Here is a 16,549-nt window from a genome sequence, read left to right on the forward strand (position 1 = left end):
ACACGCAGTCGAGGCTACTGAAAATAAGGCTCCCCTGCAGCTCCCAATCTGCTGCAAAACAAAAAATATCTCTTCATTTATAAAAAACTAATTCAACCGGGAAAGGAATGATTAACATGAACGAACAATGGATCTACTTGGACGGTCAATACGTTAAAAAGGAAGACGCAGTCGTATCTGTTTACGACCATGGTTTTCTTTATGGAGATGGAGTGTTCGAAGGAATTCGAATGTACGATGGGAATGTATTCCGTCTGGAAGAACATGTTGATCGCCTTTATGACTCAGCCAAAGCCATCATGCTCAATATCGAAGTGTCGAAGCAGGAAATGTGCGACATCATCGTCGATACATTGAAGAAAAACCAGCTAGAAAATGCCTACATCCGGGTGGTCATTTCACGTGGAGTAGGAAACCTCGGATTAGATCCATTTTCCTGCAAACGACCGCAGCTAATCGTCATCGCTGAGCAGTTAGCCCTTTTCCCGAAAGAATTATATGAAACAGGCATCGAAATCGTTTCCGTTGCAAGCCGCCGGAACCGTGCAGATGTTCTCTCACCGAAAGTGAAATCACTGAACTATTTAAATAATATCCTCGTAAAAATCGAAGCGAACCTTGCAGGTGTAAGTGAAGCGCTGATGATGAACGATCAGGGATATGTAGCGGAGGGATCTGCTGATAATATCTTCATCGTGAAGAACGGTAAGATCCTTACACCGCCTGGATATGTCGGTGCCCTGGAAGGAATCACACGAAATGCAATCATCGAAATTGCTGAAAACTTAGGTTTCGACATTAAAGAAGACGTCTTTACCCGTCACGATGTGTACACGGCTGATGAAGTGTTCCTGACCGGAACGGCGGCGGAAGTCATCGCAGTCGTCAAGGTCGACGGCCGGGTAATCGGTGACGGCGCACCGGGTTCTTACACAAATCAATTATTACAGGAATTCAGAAACACCGTCACGCAGGATGGAAGAAAAGTTTACAAACAAAATGCTCAAGTCGGATAAATTGGAGGTGATGATGTGCGCAGTGACATGATCAAGAAAGGAATCGACAGGGCCCCGCACCGCAGTTTGCTGTATGCGACAGGGGTAAAGCTTCAAGATCTGGAAAAACCATTCATCGGAGTGTGTAACTCCTACATCGATATCATTCCCGGCCACATGCATCTCAATGGATTCGCCCAGGTGGTGAAAGAGGCCATCCGGGAAGCCGGGGGTATCCCATTTGAATTCAACACCATCGGGGTGGATGACGGAATAGCGATGGGACATATCGGGATGAGGTATTCCCTGCCAAGCAGGGAGCTCATCGCGGATTCAGCAGAAACAGTCATCAACGCCCACTGGTTCGACGGAGTCTTTTATATTCCGAACTGTGACAAAATCACTCCCGGGATGCTGATGGCATCAGTCAGGACGAACGTACCTTCCGTGTTTGTATCGGGAGGCCCGATGGAAGCGGGAGTATCGAGTGAAGGAGATCCACTATCACTTGTATCTGTCTTTGAAGGTGTCGGAGCTCACCAGTCAGGGAGAATGACAGCAGAGCAGCTCTTGGATATCGAGCAGAATGCCTGTCCAACCTGCGGGTCATGTTCAGGAATGTTCACAGCAAATTCAATGAACTCCCTGATGGAAATGCTGGGCATGGCGCCTCCGGGGAACGGGACGATCGTAGCTACTTCTGCAGACCGCCACCGCTTAATCAAAGACGCGGCCAAGCATTTAGTTGAAATGGTCAAGAAAGATATCAAGCCCCGTGACATCATCACGGAAGATACAATCGACGACGCATTCGCACTCGACATGGCGATGGGCGGCTCCACGAACACCGTCCTTCACACATTGGCGATCGCGAATGAAGCAGAAATCGATTATGACATCAACAGGATCAATAAGGTGGCAGAACGTGTCCCTTATTTATCGAAAATTAGCCCGGCATCCGACTATTCCATGCAGGATGTCCACAATGCCGGCGGAGTCAGCGCCATCATCAAGGAATTATGTGAAATGGGCGCTGTACACAAAGACAGGATCACGGTGACAGGAAAATCCCTTTATGAAAATGTAAAAGATGCTCACATCCAAAACGACGATGTTATCAGGAGCAAGGAAAATGCCCACAGTCCGGTCGGAGGATTATCCGTCCTCTTCGGGAATATCGCTCCTGATGGAGGAGTCATCAAGGTCGGTGCGGTCGATCCTTCGATCAAAACGTTCATGGGTGAAGCGATCGTGTATGAATCCCAGGATGAAGCACTCGCCGGCATCGAAAGCGGGGAAGTGAAGGAAGGCCACGTCGTTGTCATCCGCTATGAAGGACCAAAAGGAGGTCCGGGAATGCCTGAAATGCTCGCTCCGACGGCAGCCATCGCCGGCAGGGGTCTTGAGAAGAAAGTGGCGCTCATGACAGACGGAAGGTTTTCCGGGGCATCCCGCGGTATTTCTATCGGGCATGTCTCACCGGAAGCGGCTGAAGGCGGACCGATCGGAGTCATTGAAAACGGCGACCCAATCTTCATCGACTTGACGAATCGAACCATTTCATTGATGGTCTCGGAAGAAGAACTGAAATTCAGACAGCAGGAGTGGGTGCAGCCTCCTCCGAAAATCAAAAAAGGGTATCTCGCAAGATACGCAAAGCTTGTCACATCCGCAAGCACTGGCGGCATATTGAAAACCGAATAAGGTGGAAAGCGTTGAAGAGGTAAAAGGATCGGGAATTGTATTTCCAGAGAGCTGGTGGTGCTGCAAACCAGTAATACACCCGATGCCGACATCCCCTCTGAGTATCGTTCTGAAACAACGGAGTAGGAACGATCGAGTAGTTGTTACTCGTTATAAAAACAAAGGCTGATGCTCATAAAGATCAGCCTGCTGAGGGAGACGGCCACAGGGCTGTCTCTGAACTAGGGTGGTACCGTGAAAAGCAAAGCCTTTTCACCCCTGCGAAAGATCAAATTCTGTCGTAGTGGGTGGAAAGGCTTTTTTATATGGAAATTAACTGGATGTATAATAACCGAGCTTTTTTAGGAAATAGAAGTTGAAAAGCGTAGTCAAGAAGCTGCAGAAACCGATTAAAAGGAGGAGATCAAAAATGAGAGCTAAGTTAGAGGCAGAACCGGCTTCACAGACACAGGCAGAAAAAGTCAACGGTGCTGACATGCTCATGAAGGCGTTAAGGGAGGAACAAGTTGAAATTCTGTTTGGGTATCCGGGTGGAGCAGTCCTGCCTATCTATGATGCTCTATACAAAGCCCCGATCAAACATGTTCTCGCCAGGCATGAACAGGGAGCCATCCATGCTGCTGAAGGATATGCCCGGGTATCAGGAAAACCGGGTGTCGTGATTGCCACATCGGGACCAGGCGCAACCAATCTTGTAACCGGAATCGCAGATGCGATGATGGATTCGCTGCCGCTTGTCATCTTCACCGGCCAGGTTGCTTCAGGAGTGATCGGTACGGATGCATTCCAGGAAGCGGATGTAGTAGGGATCACGATGCCGATTACGAAGCACAATTATCAGGTCCGCGATATCAAGGATTTGCCGAGAATCGTGAAAGAGGCATTCCATATTGCATCGACAGGCCGGCCTGGTCCCGTGCTTGTAGATATTCCAAAGGATTTGACTGTACAGGATGCCCCTCAGGTGAAAGATGTGGAAATGGACTTACCGGGCTATCAGCCGAATTTCTATCCGAATCCGCTGCAAATCAGGAAACTGGTGGATGCCATCAAAATTTCAAAAAGACCGGTGATCTTAGCGGGGGCAGGCGTTTTGCACGGTAAAGCGTCTGAAGAATTAAAAAACTTTTCAGAACGTTTCGATCTTCCGGTTATTCATACGCTTTTGGGATTGGGAGGATTTCCTGCAGACCACCCGTTATTTCTAGGCATGGCAGGGATGCATGGCTGTTATACGAGTAATATGGCCCTTTATGAATGTGATCTCTTAATCAATATCGGCGCGAGATTCGATGACAGGCTCACAGGGAACCTTTCTACCTTTGCTCCGAAAGCGAAAGTGGTCCACATCGATATCGATCCTGCTGAAATCGGGAAAAACGTGACGACACACATCCCGATCGTGGCTGATTCGAAGCAGGCGCTGCTGAAGATTCTTGAGCACGATGCGGTAAGAGGGGATACAGAAGACTGGCACCGCCATCTGCAGGCTTATAAGCTTGAAAATCCTTTTTGGTACACCAAAACGAATGATGTATTGTCCCCGCAGCTCCTGATCGAGCAGGTATATGAAATGACGAACGGCGAAGCGATCGTCACAACCGATGTAGGCCAGCATCAAATGTGGGCAGCTCAATATTATTCGTTTAAAAAGCCGAATAACTGGGTGACTTCCGGGGGGCTTGGCACGATGGGCTTCGGATTCCCGGCGGCAATCGGCGCACAGCTTGCCAACCCGTCCAGTAAGGTCGTTGCTTTTGTGGGAGACGGCGGCTTCCAAATGACGCTGCAGGAGCTGGTCCTGTTAAAAGAACTCAATCTTCCAGTCAAAGTCGTACTGCTGAACAACAGCACCCTTGGAATGGTAAGGCAGTGGCAGGAAACCTTCTATGAAGAGAGGTACTCGCAATCACTCTTCTCCCTGCAGCCCGATTTTGTAAAACTTGCTGAATCATACGGGATCAAGGGTTATCAAGTAAAAACACAAGAAGAAGCCGAAACGGTTTTAAAAGAAGCTTTGACGAGTGACGAACCGGTCCTCATCGACTGCCTGGTGAATCCTAAGGAAAATGTCTATCCGATGGTCGCCCCAGGTAAAGGAATTCACGAAATGTTAGGGGTGAAACCATGAAACGGATTGTAACAGCGCTGGTCCATAACCGCAGCGGCGTCCTCAATCGGGTGACGGGGTTGTTTACGAAGCGTCAGTTCAACATCGAAAGCATTTCGGTAGGTTACACCGAGGTGGAAGGAATTTCGAGGATGACCTTCGTCGTCAACGTTGAAGATGATCGTAAAATCGAACAGCTGATGAAACAGCTTCATAAACAAATTGACGTCTTGAAGGTAACAGACATCACTGATCAAGGGGTGGTCGCCCGCGAGCTTGCACTGATCAAAGTGCTGAGCACAGGCCAGACGAGGTCTGAAATCAATGGCATCGTCGAACCATTCAGGGCTTCCATCATCGATGTGGCAAGGGACAGCGTCACCGTCCAGGTAACCGGTGAAACCTCAAAGATCGAAGCCATCATCGACTTATTAAGGCCTTATGGAATCAAGGAAATCGCCCGTACCGGCATCACCGCTTTTGCAAGAGGGAATGGAAAACCTGTGACGGAGCTGAAGCAATATTCAATCGTGAATTAACGGAAACACCGCTAAACGGCGTAAATTTTATATAAAAAATGGAGAGGATGAGCGAAATGGTAAAGGTATTTTATAACGGAGATGTGAATGAAGAGGTTTTAAAAGGGAAGAAAGTAGCAGTTGTTGGATACGGTTCCCAAGGTCATGCCCATGCACAGAACTTGAAGGAAAGCGGATTTGATGTAGTCGTAGGTTTACGGAAAGGAAAGTCATGGGATCAGGCTGTAGAAGACGGATTGGACGTCTATTCTGTACGCGAAGCATGTGAACAGGCAGATGTGATCATGGTTCTTCTTCCAGATGAACATCAGCCTAAAGTGTATGAAGCAGAAATCAAGCCTGCTCTTACAGCCGGAAAAGCTTTAGCATTCGCTCACGGATTCAACATCCATTTTAGCCAGGTTGTTCCTCCGGAAGACGTCGATGTATTCCTGGTTGCCCCGAAAGGACCCGGACATCTTGTACGCAGGACATTTGAAGAGGGTGCAGGTGTACCGGCACTATTCGGAGTTTATCAGGACGTATCCGGCCAAGCTCGTGAAGTGGCACTTGCTTACGCGAAGGGAGTCGGGGCAGGACGTGCCGGAATCCTCGAAACCACATTCCAGGAAGAAACGGAAACCGATCTATTCGGAGAGCAGGCGGTACTTTGCGGAGGGCTGACTTCGCTGGTGAAGGCAGGATTCGAAACGCTTGTGGAAGCCGGATATCAGAAAGAAGTTGCATACTTTGAATGTTTGCATGAACTGAAATTGATCGTTGATTTAATGTACGAACAAGGACTTGAAGGCATGCGCTACTCGATTTCAGATACCGCGCAATGGGGAGATTTCGTTTCCGGACCGCGCGTCGTGAACGATGAAACGAAATCCCGCATGAAGGAAGTACTGACAGACATTCAAACAGGAAAATTTGCAAAAGGATGGATTCTGGAAAATCAGGCGAATCGTCCTGAATTCAACGCCATCAACCAGCGTGAAAGCAAGCATGAAATCGAAGTCGTAGGAAAAGAACTACGCAAAATGATGCCATTTGTACAACCGAAATCCTCTAAAAAAGAGAAGGAAGTGGTAACGAGTGCGAACCATTGATATTTTTGACACAACGCTTAGAGACGGAGAACAATCTGCCGGTGTAAATCTGAACACAGTCGAAAAAATAGAAGTGGCAAAGCAGCTCGAACGCCTCGGGGTCGACGTCATTGAAGCTGGGTTTCCTGCAGCTTCAAAAGGCGATTTCGATGCGGTGAAGCGAATCGGGGAAACGGTTAAAAACAGCTCCGTGACAGGATTGGCGAGAGCCCAGAAGCGTGATATCGATGCGGTTTGGGAATCACTCAAAACAACAGCAGAGCCAAGGCTTCACGTCTTTCTCGCGACTTCTCCCATCCATATGACGCACAAGCTGAAAATGTCGCCTGATCAGGTGATCGAAACAGCAGTGGAAGCCGTGAAGTACGCAAAGAAATTTTTTCCTGTCGTGCAATGGTCAGCAGAGGATGCATGCCGGACGGATCTGAATTTTCTTGTGAAAATCATGGAGCGTGTCATTGACGCAGGAGCATCCGTTATTAATCTTCCCGACACGGTTGGTTATATCACTCCTCAAAAATACGGGGAAATTTTCAGATATGTACGCGAGAATGTTCCGAACATTGATGGAGTGAAACTGTCTGCCCACTGTCATGACGACCTCGGAATGGCGACGGCGAACTCACTCGCAGCGATCGAAAATGGAGCCGATCAAATCGAAGGAACGATCAACGGAATCGGAGAGCGGGCCGGTAATGCGGCCCTTGAGGAAGTGGCAGTCGCCCTTCGGATCCGCGAAGACTTTTACGAAGCAACGACCCGGTTAAAGCTTGATGAAATCAAGAAAACGAGCGCACTTGTCAGCAAGCTGACCGGCATGAGGGTCCCTGCAAACAAAGCAGTCGTCGGCAACAACGCATTCGCCCACGAATCCGGGATTCACCAGGATGGCATGCTGAAGGAGAAAACGACTTATGAAATCATTACACCTGAACTGATTGGTGTAAACTCTACAAGACTTGTACTAGGAAAGCATTCAGGGCGTCATGCTTTTAAAAATAAAGCACTTGAACTTGGCTTCGAACTAACAGAAGAGAAGCTGAAAGAAGCATTCGATACCTTTAAAGATTTAGCAGATAAGAAGAAAGAAATCGTTGACGAAGATCTATTCAGTATCCTGACAAACAAGCAAACCGAAATCGGAGAAGGTGTCGGCTTCAATCTCGAAAGAATGCAGGTTCAATACGGCATGGATAATATCCCGACAGCAACGATCGAGCTTCGTGATGAAAACGGAGAATTGAAGCAGCTAGCCTCAACCGGATCGGGAAGCGTGGAAGCCATCTACAATACGATCGAATCGATGCTTCCTTCACCATCCAAGCTTCTTGATTACAAAATCAACTCAGTCGGCGGTGGCCGCGATGCACTGGCTGAAGTATATGTCCGCCTGGAATATGACGGAGAAAACACAAGCGGCCGCGGCACCGCACAGGATGTACTGGAAGCATCCGCCCGCGCTTATCTGAATGCAGTGAATCGTTTGCTGCAGCAGAAAGCGGCGATGAAGGAGAAAGTGGCCGTGAAGGCTGGCGTATAAATTTTTAAAAAATAAAGGGAGGCACCTGTCACGGGGCTGGCGCTTCCACTAAAACAGGAGGTAGTTCTAATGAAGAAAAAAATCGCAGTATTACCTGGAGACGGTATCGGTCAAGAGATTATGGATGGTGCATTAGAAGTACTGAAAGCGGTGGGTGACTGGTTCGGCCATGAGTTCGAGGTGGAAAAAGGCTACATCGGCGGAGCAGCCGTCGATCGGTTTGGTACACCATTACCTCCTGAAACCGTCAAGCTTTGCAGGGGAAGTGACGCCGTACTGTTAGGAGCAGTGGGAGGGCCTAAATGGGAGCACCTGCCAAAAGAACAGCGCCCTGAAAAAGGACTGCTTGCCATCCGCAAAGAGTTTGACCTGTTTGCAAACCTAAGACCTATTAAAGCATTCGAAAGCTTACTGAATACGTCTCCCCTGAAAAAAGAAATGGTCGAAGACGTTGATCTGGTAATCGTCCGTGAGTTGACGGGTGGCCTGTATTTCGGCCAGCCATCCGGACGCCAGGGGAAAAATGATGAGGTAGCGGTCGATACATTGGTATATGAACGTAGCGAAATCGAACGGATTGTCCGTAAAGCGTTTGCCCTTTCCAGGAAACGGAAGAAAAAATTAACGTCCGTAGATAAGGCAAACGTTTTGGAAACGAGCCGAATGTGGCGGGAAGTCGTGAATGAAGTAGCCGTCGAATATCCGGATGTGGAAGTCGAGCACATGCTGGTGGACGTAGCGGCCATGAAGCTGATGTATCAGCCGAAGCAATTTGATGTACTGGTAACGGAGAATATGTTCGGGGATATCCTCAGCGATGAGGCTTCCATGATCACAGGTTCCCTAGGGATGCTTCCTTCTGCAAGTTTAAGAGAAGACTCTTTCGGACTCTATGAACCGGTACACGGATCCGCACCGGACATCGCAGGGAAAGGTAAAGCCAATCCGCTTGCTATGATTCTATCGGTAGCGATGATGCTTCGTCACTCGTTCGGACTGAAAGAAGAAGCGGAAATGATCGAAATGGCCGTCCAAGAAGTATTGAACGCCGGCTACCGCACCGGTGACCTGTGGACGATGGGACGCGGAACCGTGGTCGGAACCGGGGCGATGAGCCAGCTTGTCGTGGAGCGTCTGGAAGCGGATCATGCGTTGAGTTCGATTTTGTCGGCTTATTTGTAGGATTATAAGCAGCGTTGGAGGGGTGTCGAATATCCACGGAATCGGGGTTTCGCCCTTATATTGGGGATATCGCCCTTATATCTGGAATTTCGCCCATATACACAGGATATCGCCCTTATATCTGAAATATCGCCCTTATATCCGGAATATCGCCCTTATATCCGGAATATCGCCCTTATATCCGGAATTTAGCCCATATATCGTAATAAAGCAAGATCAACAAAGCAATGAAACTACCAAACCAGGAGGGAGATCATGGCAGGGAAAAATATCATTGAAAAGATATGGAAAAAACACATTGTGCACGAAGAGAAAGGAAAGCCTGATTTACTGTATATCGATCTGCACCTTGTTCATGAGGTCACATCTCCCCAGGCCTTTGAGGGGCTTCGTCTTAAGGGAAGAAAGGTTAGGAGGCCGGATTTGACTTATGCCACGATGGATCATAATGTCCCAACCCGTGAGCGGCATATTGTCCGGGATGAAATCGCGCGGCTGCAGATGGATACGCTGAAGAAAAATTGCGAAGAGTTCAATGTGGAGCTGTCAGACATCCACCATCCGGATCAGGGAATCGTTCATGTCATCGGTCCGGAGCTTGGGCTTACACAGCCGGGTAAAACGATCGTTTGCGGTGACAGCCACACATCGACTCACGGTGCATTCGGAGCTCTCGCATTCGGTATCGGAACGAGTGAAGTGGAGCACGTACTTGCGACTCAAACGCTATGGCAGTCCAAACCGAAAACGCTGAAGGTGGAAGTAACCGGTGAGCTGGGCTTCGGGGTGTCGGCAAAAGATGTCATCCTTCATATCATTTCTGCTTACGGAGTGGGATTCGGTACCGGTTATGTCATCGAATTCACTGGTGATGTCATCCGGAACCTTACGATGGAAGAGAGGATGACGGTCTGCAATATGAGTATCGAAGCAGGGGCAAAGGCAGGATTGATCTCTCCTGATGAGGTGACATTCGATTATCTCGAAGGAAGGGAGCATCTGCCGAAACATAAAGCATATGAAGAATTGAAAACAGAATGGCGCTCACTCCAAAGCGACAGTGATGCCGTGTATGACAATCACATCACAATCAGAGGGGAAGACATCGAGCCTCATGTGACATGGGGGACGAACCCAGGCATGGGAGCCGGAATCTCAAGCTCCGTCCCTCACCCGGAAGATTTCGGGGATCCTTCAGATCAGGAAGGAACGGAGCGGGCTCTTCGTTATATGGGGCTCGAAGCCGGAATGCCGATTGAAGACATCCAGGTGGATTATATTTTCATCGGTTCATGTACAAACTCGCGATTGAGCGATTTGAGAGCGGCAGCAGAGGTCGTGAAAGGACATAAAGTCAAATCGGAAGTAACCGCACTCGTTGTACCTGGTTCTTTCAAGGTCAAACAAGCGGCTGAAGCGGAAGGACTGCACGACATTTTTAAAGAAGCGGGGTTCGAATGGAGAGAAGCGGGCTGCAGCATGTGTCTTGCCATGAATGACGATATCGTTCCACCCGGGAAAAGATGTGCATCAACGTCCAACCGGAACTTTGAAGGACGCCAGGGGAACGGGTCACGGACCCACCTTCTCAGTCCTGCAATGGCCGCTGCAGCCGCGGTTACCGGTAAGCTGACGGACGTAAGAAAACTAAAAGCGGCGACAGTATCCTAAGGAGGTGGACCCATGGCAATCAATCATTTGGAGGGAAAGGTATTCCCTCTTCATCGCGACAATGTCGATACAGATCAAATCATTCCGAAGCAATTTTTAAAAAGAATTGAACGCAAAGGGTTCGGTCAGTTCCTGTTTTATCACTGGCGCTTCCAAGACGACGGAAAAACCCTGAGAGAAGACTTCCAGCTGGATACTCCTAAATACAGTGACTCGGAAATTCTTCTCGGCGGTAAAAATTTTGGCTGCGGTTCATCAAGGGAACATGCTCCGTGGTCACTTCAGGATTTTGGTTTCAAGGTCATCATCGCCAAAAGCTTTGCGGATATTTTTTATAATAATTGTCTGAAAAATGGAATCCTCCCCATCCGATTGGCTGATGATACAGTTGATGCCCTATTTAAAAACGAACGAAAAGCGGACACCTATAAGATTGAGGTTTCACTGGAGTCTCAGATGCTTTGCGATTCTGAAGGGCTTATTGCTTCCTTCGAGGTCGATCCGTATTGGAAAACGATGCTGATGGAAGGCCTCGATGAAATAGATCTGACAATGCATTATGGTGGAAAAATCGAGCAATACGAAAAACAAAATGAGGTGAGTGTCTTGGGAATTTAATGAATAGTGCTGACGTTGTAGAAGCGATGGAAAGGATTTGTGGTCAAGTGCATCGGACACCGTTGAAGCAATCTTCGACATTGAATGCTTTCACTGGCGGAAACATTTTCATGAAAATGGAAAACATGCAGCGGACCGGCTCTTTTAAGGTAAGAGGGGCCATGAACAAAGTGATGTCATTGTCTGAGGAGGAAGCTGCAAGAGGGATCATCTGCGCTTCCGCAGGAAATCACGCCCAGGGAGTCGCGCTTGCTGCCTCACAGCGGAAAGCGGGTTCTAAAATCTTTATGCCAAAGCGTACGCCATCCACAAAAGTGGAGGCGACAAAGCATTATGGAGCAAACATCGTATTAGAAGGAGAAACCTATCAAGAAGCTTATAGTGCAGCAGTCAAAGAAATGAAAGAAAAAGGCTCGACATTCGTTCATGCATTTGATGATCCGAAAGTGATGGCGGGACAGGGAACCGTCGCGCTTGAAATGCTTCAGCAGCTCAGCGATTTGGACACAATCCTGGTCCCGGTCGGAGGCGGAGGCCTGCTTGCGGGCATGGCGCTTGCAGTAAAATCCTTTAACCCAAAGGTGAACATTATCGGAGTGCAGGCTCTGGGAGCACCTGCAACCTATAATTTTTTTACAGGGAAAAATAAAGGTTCCCTGAATCATGTGCACACAATCGCTGATGGCATCCTCGTAAAGAAACCGGGAGACCTGACTTTCCCGATCATCCGCAAATACGTGGATGATATGGTCACGGTGACCGATGAAGAAATCGCGTATGCCATGATGTTCATGCTCCAGCGTGAGAAAACACTGGTAGAAGGTGCAGGAGCAGCTTCACTAGCGGCTGCGATGTGCCATAAAGTAAAGGTCCATGGGAAGAAAGTCGGCTGTGTCGTCTCCGGTGGCAATGCGGATCCATGTAAGATCCCTGTCTACCGGGAACTATCCAAGATGGTCCGGCAGCTTCATTATATTGGATAAAGAAGGACGGCTCCTGATCTGGAATGAGATCAGGAGCGGTCCTCTGTTATTAAAATGGGGGATTTTTTGAAGGATTCTGGTTGCTTTCTATGGTAAAGCGGAGTTCTTCAGGCGGATTTCCGCTGCTTTCTATAAGGAATTCCCTGTTTAAGAACGGACGACTTAGGACTTAAGCAGGTTTATGCTGACTTTTTTCGATTTGAGCGTAAAAAATTCATTTTATGCTGACTTTTTTGCGGATATGCTGAAAAATTTCCATTTATGCTGAATTATTTGGATATATGCGGACTTTTGAAATACATGGAAAAAGTTGGGTGTTTGTTGTAGTAGGATACATCAGTGATTTGTTCCTGAAATTTGGTTAAAAACTATTATTGAAATTAGTGTATACCAGCTTTTGATTGTAGTGGAAGACGAAGACTCCTGCGGGAGAAGCGTGTTAGGTGAGACTTGTCCAGCTCCAAGGCTTAGAGGCACATGTCATAAGTCAACTCGTCCAAGAAGGCAAAGAACGCCTTCGTGGCCGATTCGCCTTATGCCACCCGCCTCTGACCAAAGCCTTTCCGCTTTTCTAACCCGCAGGAGCGCAGCGACGAGGAGGCTCACCAACCGCCCGCGGAAAGCGAAGTCTTCCACGGAAATCAAAAGCGGTATTCAACGGGCAATTTTTTTATTCCCAATCTACCAACCAAGAAAGCTCTTACATTCACAAAATACGAAAAAAGGTATTGTAATAGGAAATTATTTCTACTATAATGTCCTCTATACAAATACAAATGTACACCAGAAATAAACAATTGGAGGTTTTCGACTTATGGAATCAATTTCAATCGGACTTTTGGGACTCGGAACAGTGGGAGCCGGAGTGGTAAAGATCATTGAGAATCATCAGGATAAATTGTCGCATCAAATCGGCTGTCCTGTGAAAGTGAAAAAAGCCCTTGTTCAGGACTTGGAAAAGGATAGAGGACTTACGATTGAGGATGGGGTATTGACCCTGCATCCCGAAGACGTCCTGACCGACCCTGAAATTGATATTGTGGTCGAAGTAATGGGAGGAATCGAAGCAACGAAAGAGCATCTCCTCCAAGCGTTGTATCATAAGAAGCATGTCGTGACTGCAAACAAAGATTTGATGGCAGTCCATGGACCGGAACTCCTGAAATCTGCTTCAGCAAATGAATGTGATTTATTTTACGAGGCTAGCGTGGCAGGAGGCATCCCGATTTTAAGAGGTCTGGTAGACGGGCTTGCATCCGACCGCATCACGAAAATGATGGGGATCGTCAACGGGACGACAAACTTCATCCTCACGAAGATGACAAAAGAGGGCAGGAGCTTTGAGGATGTATTGAAGCAAGCACAGGACCTTGGGTTTGCCGAAGCTGACCCGACAGCGGATGTAGGCGGGCTTGATGCAGCCAGGAAGATGGCGATCATGTCGACGCTCGGATTTTCGATGAATGTGGATTTATCGGATGTGAAAGTGAAGGGAATCACCGATGTAACGGCTGAAGACATTGATTATGCAGGGCAGTTTGGCTACACGATGAAGCTCATCGGGTATGCGCACCGCGATGGAGAAAAGGTGGAGGTGAGCGTAGAGCCTGCATTGCTCCCGAATGACCACCCGCTTTCTTCCGTCAATGACGAGTACAACGCCGTTTATGTATACGGGGAAGCTGTCGGAGAAACGATGTTTTACGGTCCGGGGGCAGGAAGTCTTCCAACCGCAACTGCTGTCGTTTCCGATATGGTCTGCACCATGAAGAACATGAGACTTGGGGTGACGGGAAAGAGTGCCGTGAACCCGCAGTTCCAGAAGAAATTGAAGGAAAGGCACGAAATTTCATCACAATACTTTTTACGCCTTCATGTCCAGGATGAAATCGGAGTGCTGGCGAAGCTGACGTCCATCTTTTCAAATCATGGGGTGAGCTTCGAGAAGATCCTTCAAAATCCATTGAATGGAGCAGGATATTCTGAAATCGTCCTTGTCACACATAAAGCATCGCTTGATCATTATGAGGACATTTTGATGGAGCTGAAGGATTATCATGCGATTCATTCGATTGAAAGCTCTTACCGCGTGGAAGGGGGAGAGAAAGGATGAGATGGAAAGGCCTGTTAGAACAGTATGGGGAGTATTTGCCCCTCACGAAAGAGACACCTCTTTTAAGCCTGAATGAAGGGAATACACCATTGATCGAATTAAAAACACTTTCCCATGAATGGGGAATCGAGCTTTATGCCAAGGTTGAAGGAGCGAATCCGACAGGCTCTTTCAAGGATAGAGGAATGGTTCTCGCGGTTGCCAAAGCGATTGAAGACGGAAGTTCGACGGTGATCTGTGCGTCGACGGGGAACACTTCCGCCTCAGCCGCTGCCTATGCAGCAAGGGCAGGCATCAAATGCATCGTCGTGATTCCTGAAGGGAAAATCGCTCAAGGGAAGCTTGCGCAGGCTGTAATGTACGGGGCAGAGATCATCTCGATCGAGGGGAATTTTGATGAGGCACTTGAGATCGTCAGAGAATTGAGCAAGACAGAATCTATGACTCTCGTGAACTCCGTGAATCCATATCGTCTGGAGGGCCAGAAGACGGCTGCGTTTGAAGTGATTGAAGGCTTGGGCGGGGCACCCGATGTGCTAGCAATCCCAGTCGGCAATGCCGGGAATATTTCAGCGTACTGGAAAGGCTTCAAGGAATACAGCCAGCGGGAAGCATCGTCCCTCCCGCGAATGTTTGGGTTTGAAGCCTCTGGAGCTGCGGCACTTGTTCATAACAGGGTGTTTCCGCAGCCTGAAACGATTGCGACCGCAATCCGGATCGGTAATCCTGCCAGCTGGAATTATGCAGTGGATGCCTTGAAAGAATCGAACGGTCATATCGATGAAGTGACGGATGAAGAAATACTGGACGCTTACAGGCTGATTTCGAAGAAGGAAGGGATCTTTGCAGAACCTGCTTCCTGTGCATCAATTGCAGGAGTGAAAAAGAGTCTTGACAAGGGTGTGCTTGCAAAGGGAAGCAAGGTAGTAGCGATTCTGACAGGGAACGGACTGAAGGATCCTGTGACGGCCATGGAATACAGTCCTGTACAGCCGGTCAAGCTTCCGAATGATAAAGAAAAGGTAAAGGATTATATCAAAGGAACGATCGGGGTATGAAGAAGCGCGAGGCCAGGTCCTTTAAAATCTCCGTCCCGGCAAGCACGGCCAATTTAGGAGCAGGGTTTGATTCACTCGGATTGGCACTTGATCTTTATTTGACAGTGGAAGCTGAGGAGTCCCGTGCCTGGCATGTTACGGCCCTTTCAAAGGAGCTGAAGGAATTTCCGACTGATGAAACGCATTTCATTGTCAAGGTTGCCAAAGACACAGCAGAAGCTTATGGGAAAAAGCTCACACCATGCCATTTATATGTGAGCAGTGATATTCCGTTGACAAGAGGTTTGGGGTCGAGTGCAGCGGCAGTGGTCGCAGGTATTGAATTGGCGGATGTGTCTTGCGGACTGAATTTGTCTTTACAAAAGAAGCTCGAGATCGCGACGAAGTATGAAGGGCACCCTGATAATGTCGGAGCCTCGCTATATGGAGGTTTCGTCGTTAGCTGTCAGACGGAAACAGGGGTGAAGCTGCTGCCTCTGTCCCAGTTGCCGATCGAAGTGGTGACAGTGATTCCGAAGACTGAATTAAAGACGTCGGAATCGCGTAATGTGCTGCCGGAAGAGATGACCTTTCAGGAATCGGTTCTTGCTGGTGCGGTTTCCAATGTACTGGTGGCAGCGTTCATCACACAGGATTGGGAGCTTGCAGGTAAGATGATGAAACAGGATCGCTATCATCAGCCGTACCGCAAGAAGCTGCTTCCCCACTACAAAGCAGTCGAGGAGGTGGCAGGGAGATTTGGCGCCTTTGGAGTGGCGCTTAGCGGAGCTGGTCCCACCATCGCCTGCTTTGTCGAAAGGGAAGCAGGAGAATGGCTATTGAGGCAGCTTCAGCAATCATTTCCGACCATGGACGTCCGTAAACTCTCGATCAGTACAAAAGGCAGTAAAGTTGAAATAATGAAAGCTGACCAAACGGAGGCCCGTCCCTCATCGCTTTAAGCGG

The 16,549-nt window shown here is 48.4% G+C and carries 13 protein-coding genes and 1 other annotated feature; all 13 genes read left to right on the forward strand.

Going from position 1 to position 16,549, the window contains the following annotated elements; translation table 11 throughout:
- The first annotated feature begins 116 nt into the window (after positions 1-116).
- The 13 genes from ilvE (at position 117) to thrB (ending at position 16,545) form a co-directional block, all read left to right on the forward strand.
- On the forward strand, positions 117-1,016 hold the full coding sequence (gene ilvE / locus ACXAFV_RS10015) for a branched-chain-amino-acid transaminase (protein ID WP_475126203.1): 900 nt from the start codon (positions 117-119) through the stop codon (positions 1,014-1,016).
- Between the two features lie 15 nt (positions 1,017-1,031).
- A complete protein-coding gene (gene ilvD, locus ACXAFV_RS10020; protein WP_475126204.1) occupies positions 1,032-2,699 on the forward strand; it encodes a dihydroxy-acid dehydratase in 1,668 nt (555 codons plus the stop codon).
- Between the two features lie 2 nt (positions 2,700-2,701).
- Positions 2,702-2,962, forward strand: a binding site (T-box leader).
- Positions 2,963-3,108: 146 nt separating this feature from the next.
- Positions 3,109-4,830, forward strand: a complete 1,722-nt coding sequence (gene ilvB, locus ACXAFV_RS10025; RefSeq protein WP_475126206.1) for an acetolactate synthase large subunit — start codon at positions 3,109-3,111, stop codon at positions 4,828-4,830.
- Positions 4,827-5,348, forward strand: coding sequence for an acetolactate synthase small subunit (gene ilvN, locus ACXAFV_RS10030; protein ID WP_032085549.1), 522 nt, complete (start codon positions 4,827-4,829; stop codon positions 5,346-5,348). The genes ilvB and ilvN overlap by 4 nt, the downstream gene beginning before the upstream one ends.
- Before the next feature lie 56 nt (positions 5,349-5,404).
- Complete coding sequence (gene ilvC / locus ACXAFV_RS10035) at positions 5,405-6,439, forward strand: ketol-acid reductoisomerase (RefSeq protein WP_475126207.1); 1,035 nt, start codon at positions 5,405-5,407, stop codon at positions 6,437-6,439.
- Entirely contained in the window at positions 6,426-7,979 is a 1,554-nt protein-coding gene (locus ACXAFV_RS10040; RefSeq protein WP_475126209.1) for a 2-isopropylmalate synthase, read from the forward strand. The genes ilvC and ACXAFV_RS10040 overlap by 14 nt, the downstream gene beginning before the upstream one ends.
- A 69-nt stretch (positions 7,980-8,048) precedes the next feature.
- Positions 8,049-9,161 (forward strand): 3-isopropylmalate dehydrogenase, encoded by a 1,113-nt coding sequence (gene leuB / locus ACXAFV_RS10045; protein ID WP_475126210.1) that lies wholly within the window; start codon positions 8,049-8,051, stop codon positions 9,159-9,161.
- 255 nt (positions 9,162-9,416) lie between these two features.
- Positions 9,417-10,832, forward strand: a complete 1,416-nt coding sequence (gene leuC / locus ACXAFV_RS10050) for a 3-isopropylmalate dehydratase large subunit (protein WP_475126212.1) — start codon at positions 9,417-9,419, stop codon at positions 10,830-10,832.
- 12 nt (positions 10,833-10,844) lie between these two features.
- Positions 10,845-11,450 carry a 3-isopropylmalate dehydratase small subunit gene (gene leuD, locus ACXAFV_RS10055; protein ID WP_475126213.1) on the forward strand — a complete coding sequence of 202 codons (606 nt, stop codon included), beginning with the start codon at positions 10,845-10,847 and terminating at the stop codon, positions 11,448-11,450.
- On the forward strand, positions 11,450-12,433 hold the full coding sequence (gene ilvA / locus ACXAFV_RS10060; protein ID WP_475126214.1) for a threonine ammonia-lyase: 984 nt from the start codon (positions 11,450-11,452) through the stop codon (positions 12,431-12,433). Before leuD ends, ilvA begins: the two co-directional genes overlap by 1 nt.
- A gap of 814 nt (positions 12,434-13,247) precedes the next feature.
- Positions 13,248-14,546, forward strand: coding sequence for a homoserine dehydrogenase (locus tag ACXAFV_RS10065; RefSeq protein ID WP_475126216.1), 1,299 nt, complete (start codon positions 13,248-13,250; stop codon positions 14,544-14,546).
- Complete coding sequence (gene thrC, locus ACXAFV_RS10070; protein ID WP_475126218.1) at positions 14,543-15,604, forward strand: threonine synthase; 1,062 nt, start codon at positions 14,543-14,545, stop codon at positions 15,602-15,604. Before ACXAFV_RS10065 ends, thrC begins: the two co-directional genes overlap by 4 nt.
- A complete protein-coding gene (gene thrB / locus ACXAFV_RS10075; protein WP_475126219.1) occupies positions 15,601-16,545 on the forward strand; it encodes a homoserine kinase in 945 nt (314 codons plus the stop codon). The genes thrC and thrB overlap by 4 nt, the downstream gene beginning before the upstream one ends.
- Positions 16,546-16,549 lie beyond the last annotated feature (4 nt).

It is taken from the genome of Rossellomorea sp. ABR4_012, from assembly GCF_056159545.1.

Excerpts from the sequence above, each read along its gene's own strand:
- ilvB (WP_475126206.1), top strand. The coding sequence starts at position 3,109 with ATGAGAGCTAAGTTAGAGGCAGAACCGGCTTCACAGACACAGGCAGAA.
- leuD (WP_475126213.1), top strand. The coding sequence starts at position 10,845 with ATGGCAATCAATCATTTGGAGGGAAAGGTATTCCCTCTTCATCGCGAC.
- ilvA (WP_475126214.1), top strand. The coding sequence starts at position 11,450 with ATGAATAGTGCTGACGTTGTAGAAGCGATGGAAAGGATTTGTGGTCAA.
- leuB (WP_475126210.1), top strand. The coding sequence starts at position 8,049 with ATGAAGAAAAAAATCGCAGTATTACCTGGAGACGGTATCGGTCAAGAG.
- ACXAFV_RS10065 (WP_475126216.1), top strand. The coding sequence starts at position 13,248 with ATGGAATCAATTTCAATCGGACTTTTGGGACTCGGAACAGTGGGAGCC.
- thrC (WP_475126218.1), top strand. The coding sequence starts at position 14,543 with ATGAGATGGAAAGGCCTGTTAGAACAGTATGGGGAGTATTTGCCCCTC.
- ilvE (WP_475126203.1), top strand. The coding sequence starts at position 117 with ATGAACGAACAATGGATCTACTTGGACGGTCAATACGTTAAAAAGGAA.
- ilvN (WP_032085549.1), top strand. The coding sequence starts at position 4,827 with ATGAAACGGATTGTAACAGCGCTGGTCCATAACCGCAGCGGCGTCCTC.
- thrB (WP_475126219.1), top strand. The coding sequence starts at position 15,601 with ATGAAGAAGCGCGAGGCCAGGTCCTTTAAAATCTCCGTCCCGGCAAGC.
- ilvC (WP_475126207.1), top strand. The coding sequence starts at position 5,405 with ATGGTAAAGGTATTTTATAACGGAGATGTGAATGAAGAGGTTTTAAAA.
- leuC (WP_475126212.1), top strand. The coding sequence starts at position 9,417 with ATGGCAGGGAAAAATATCATTGAAAAGATATGGAAAAAACACATTGTG.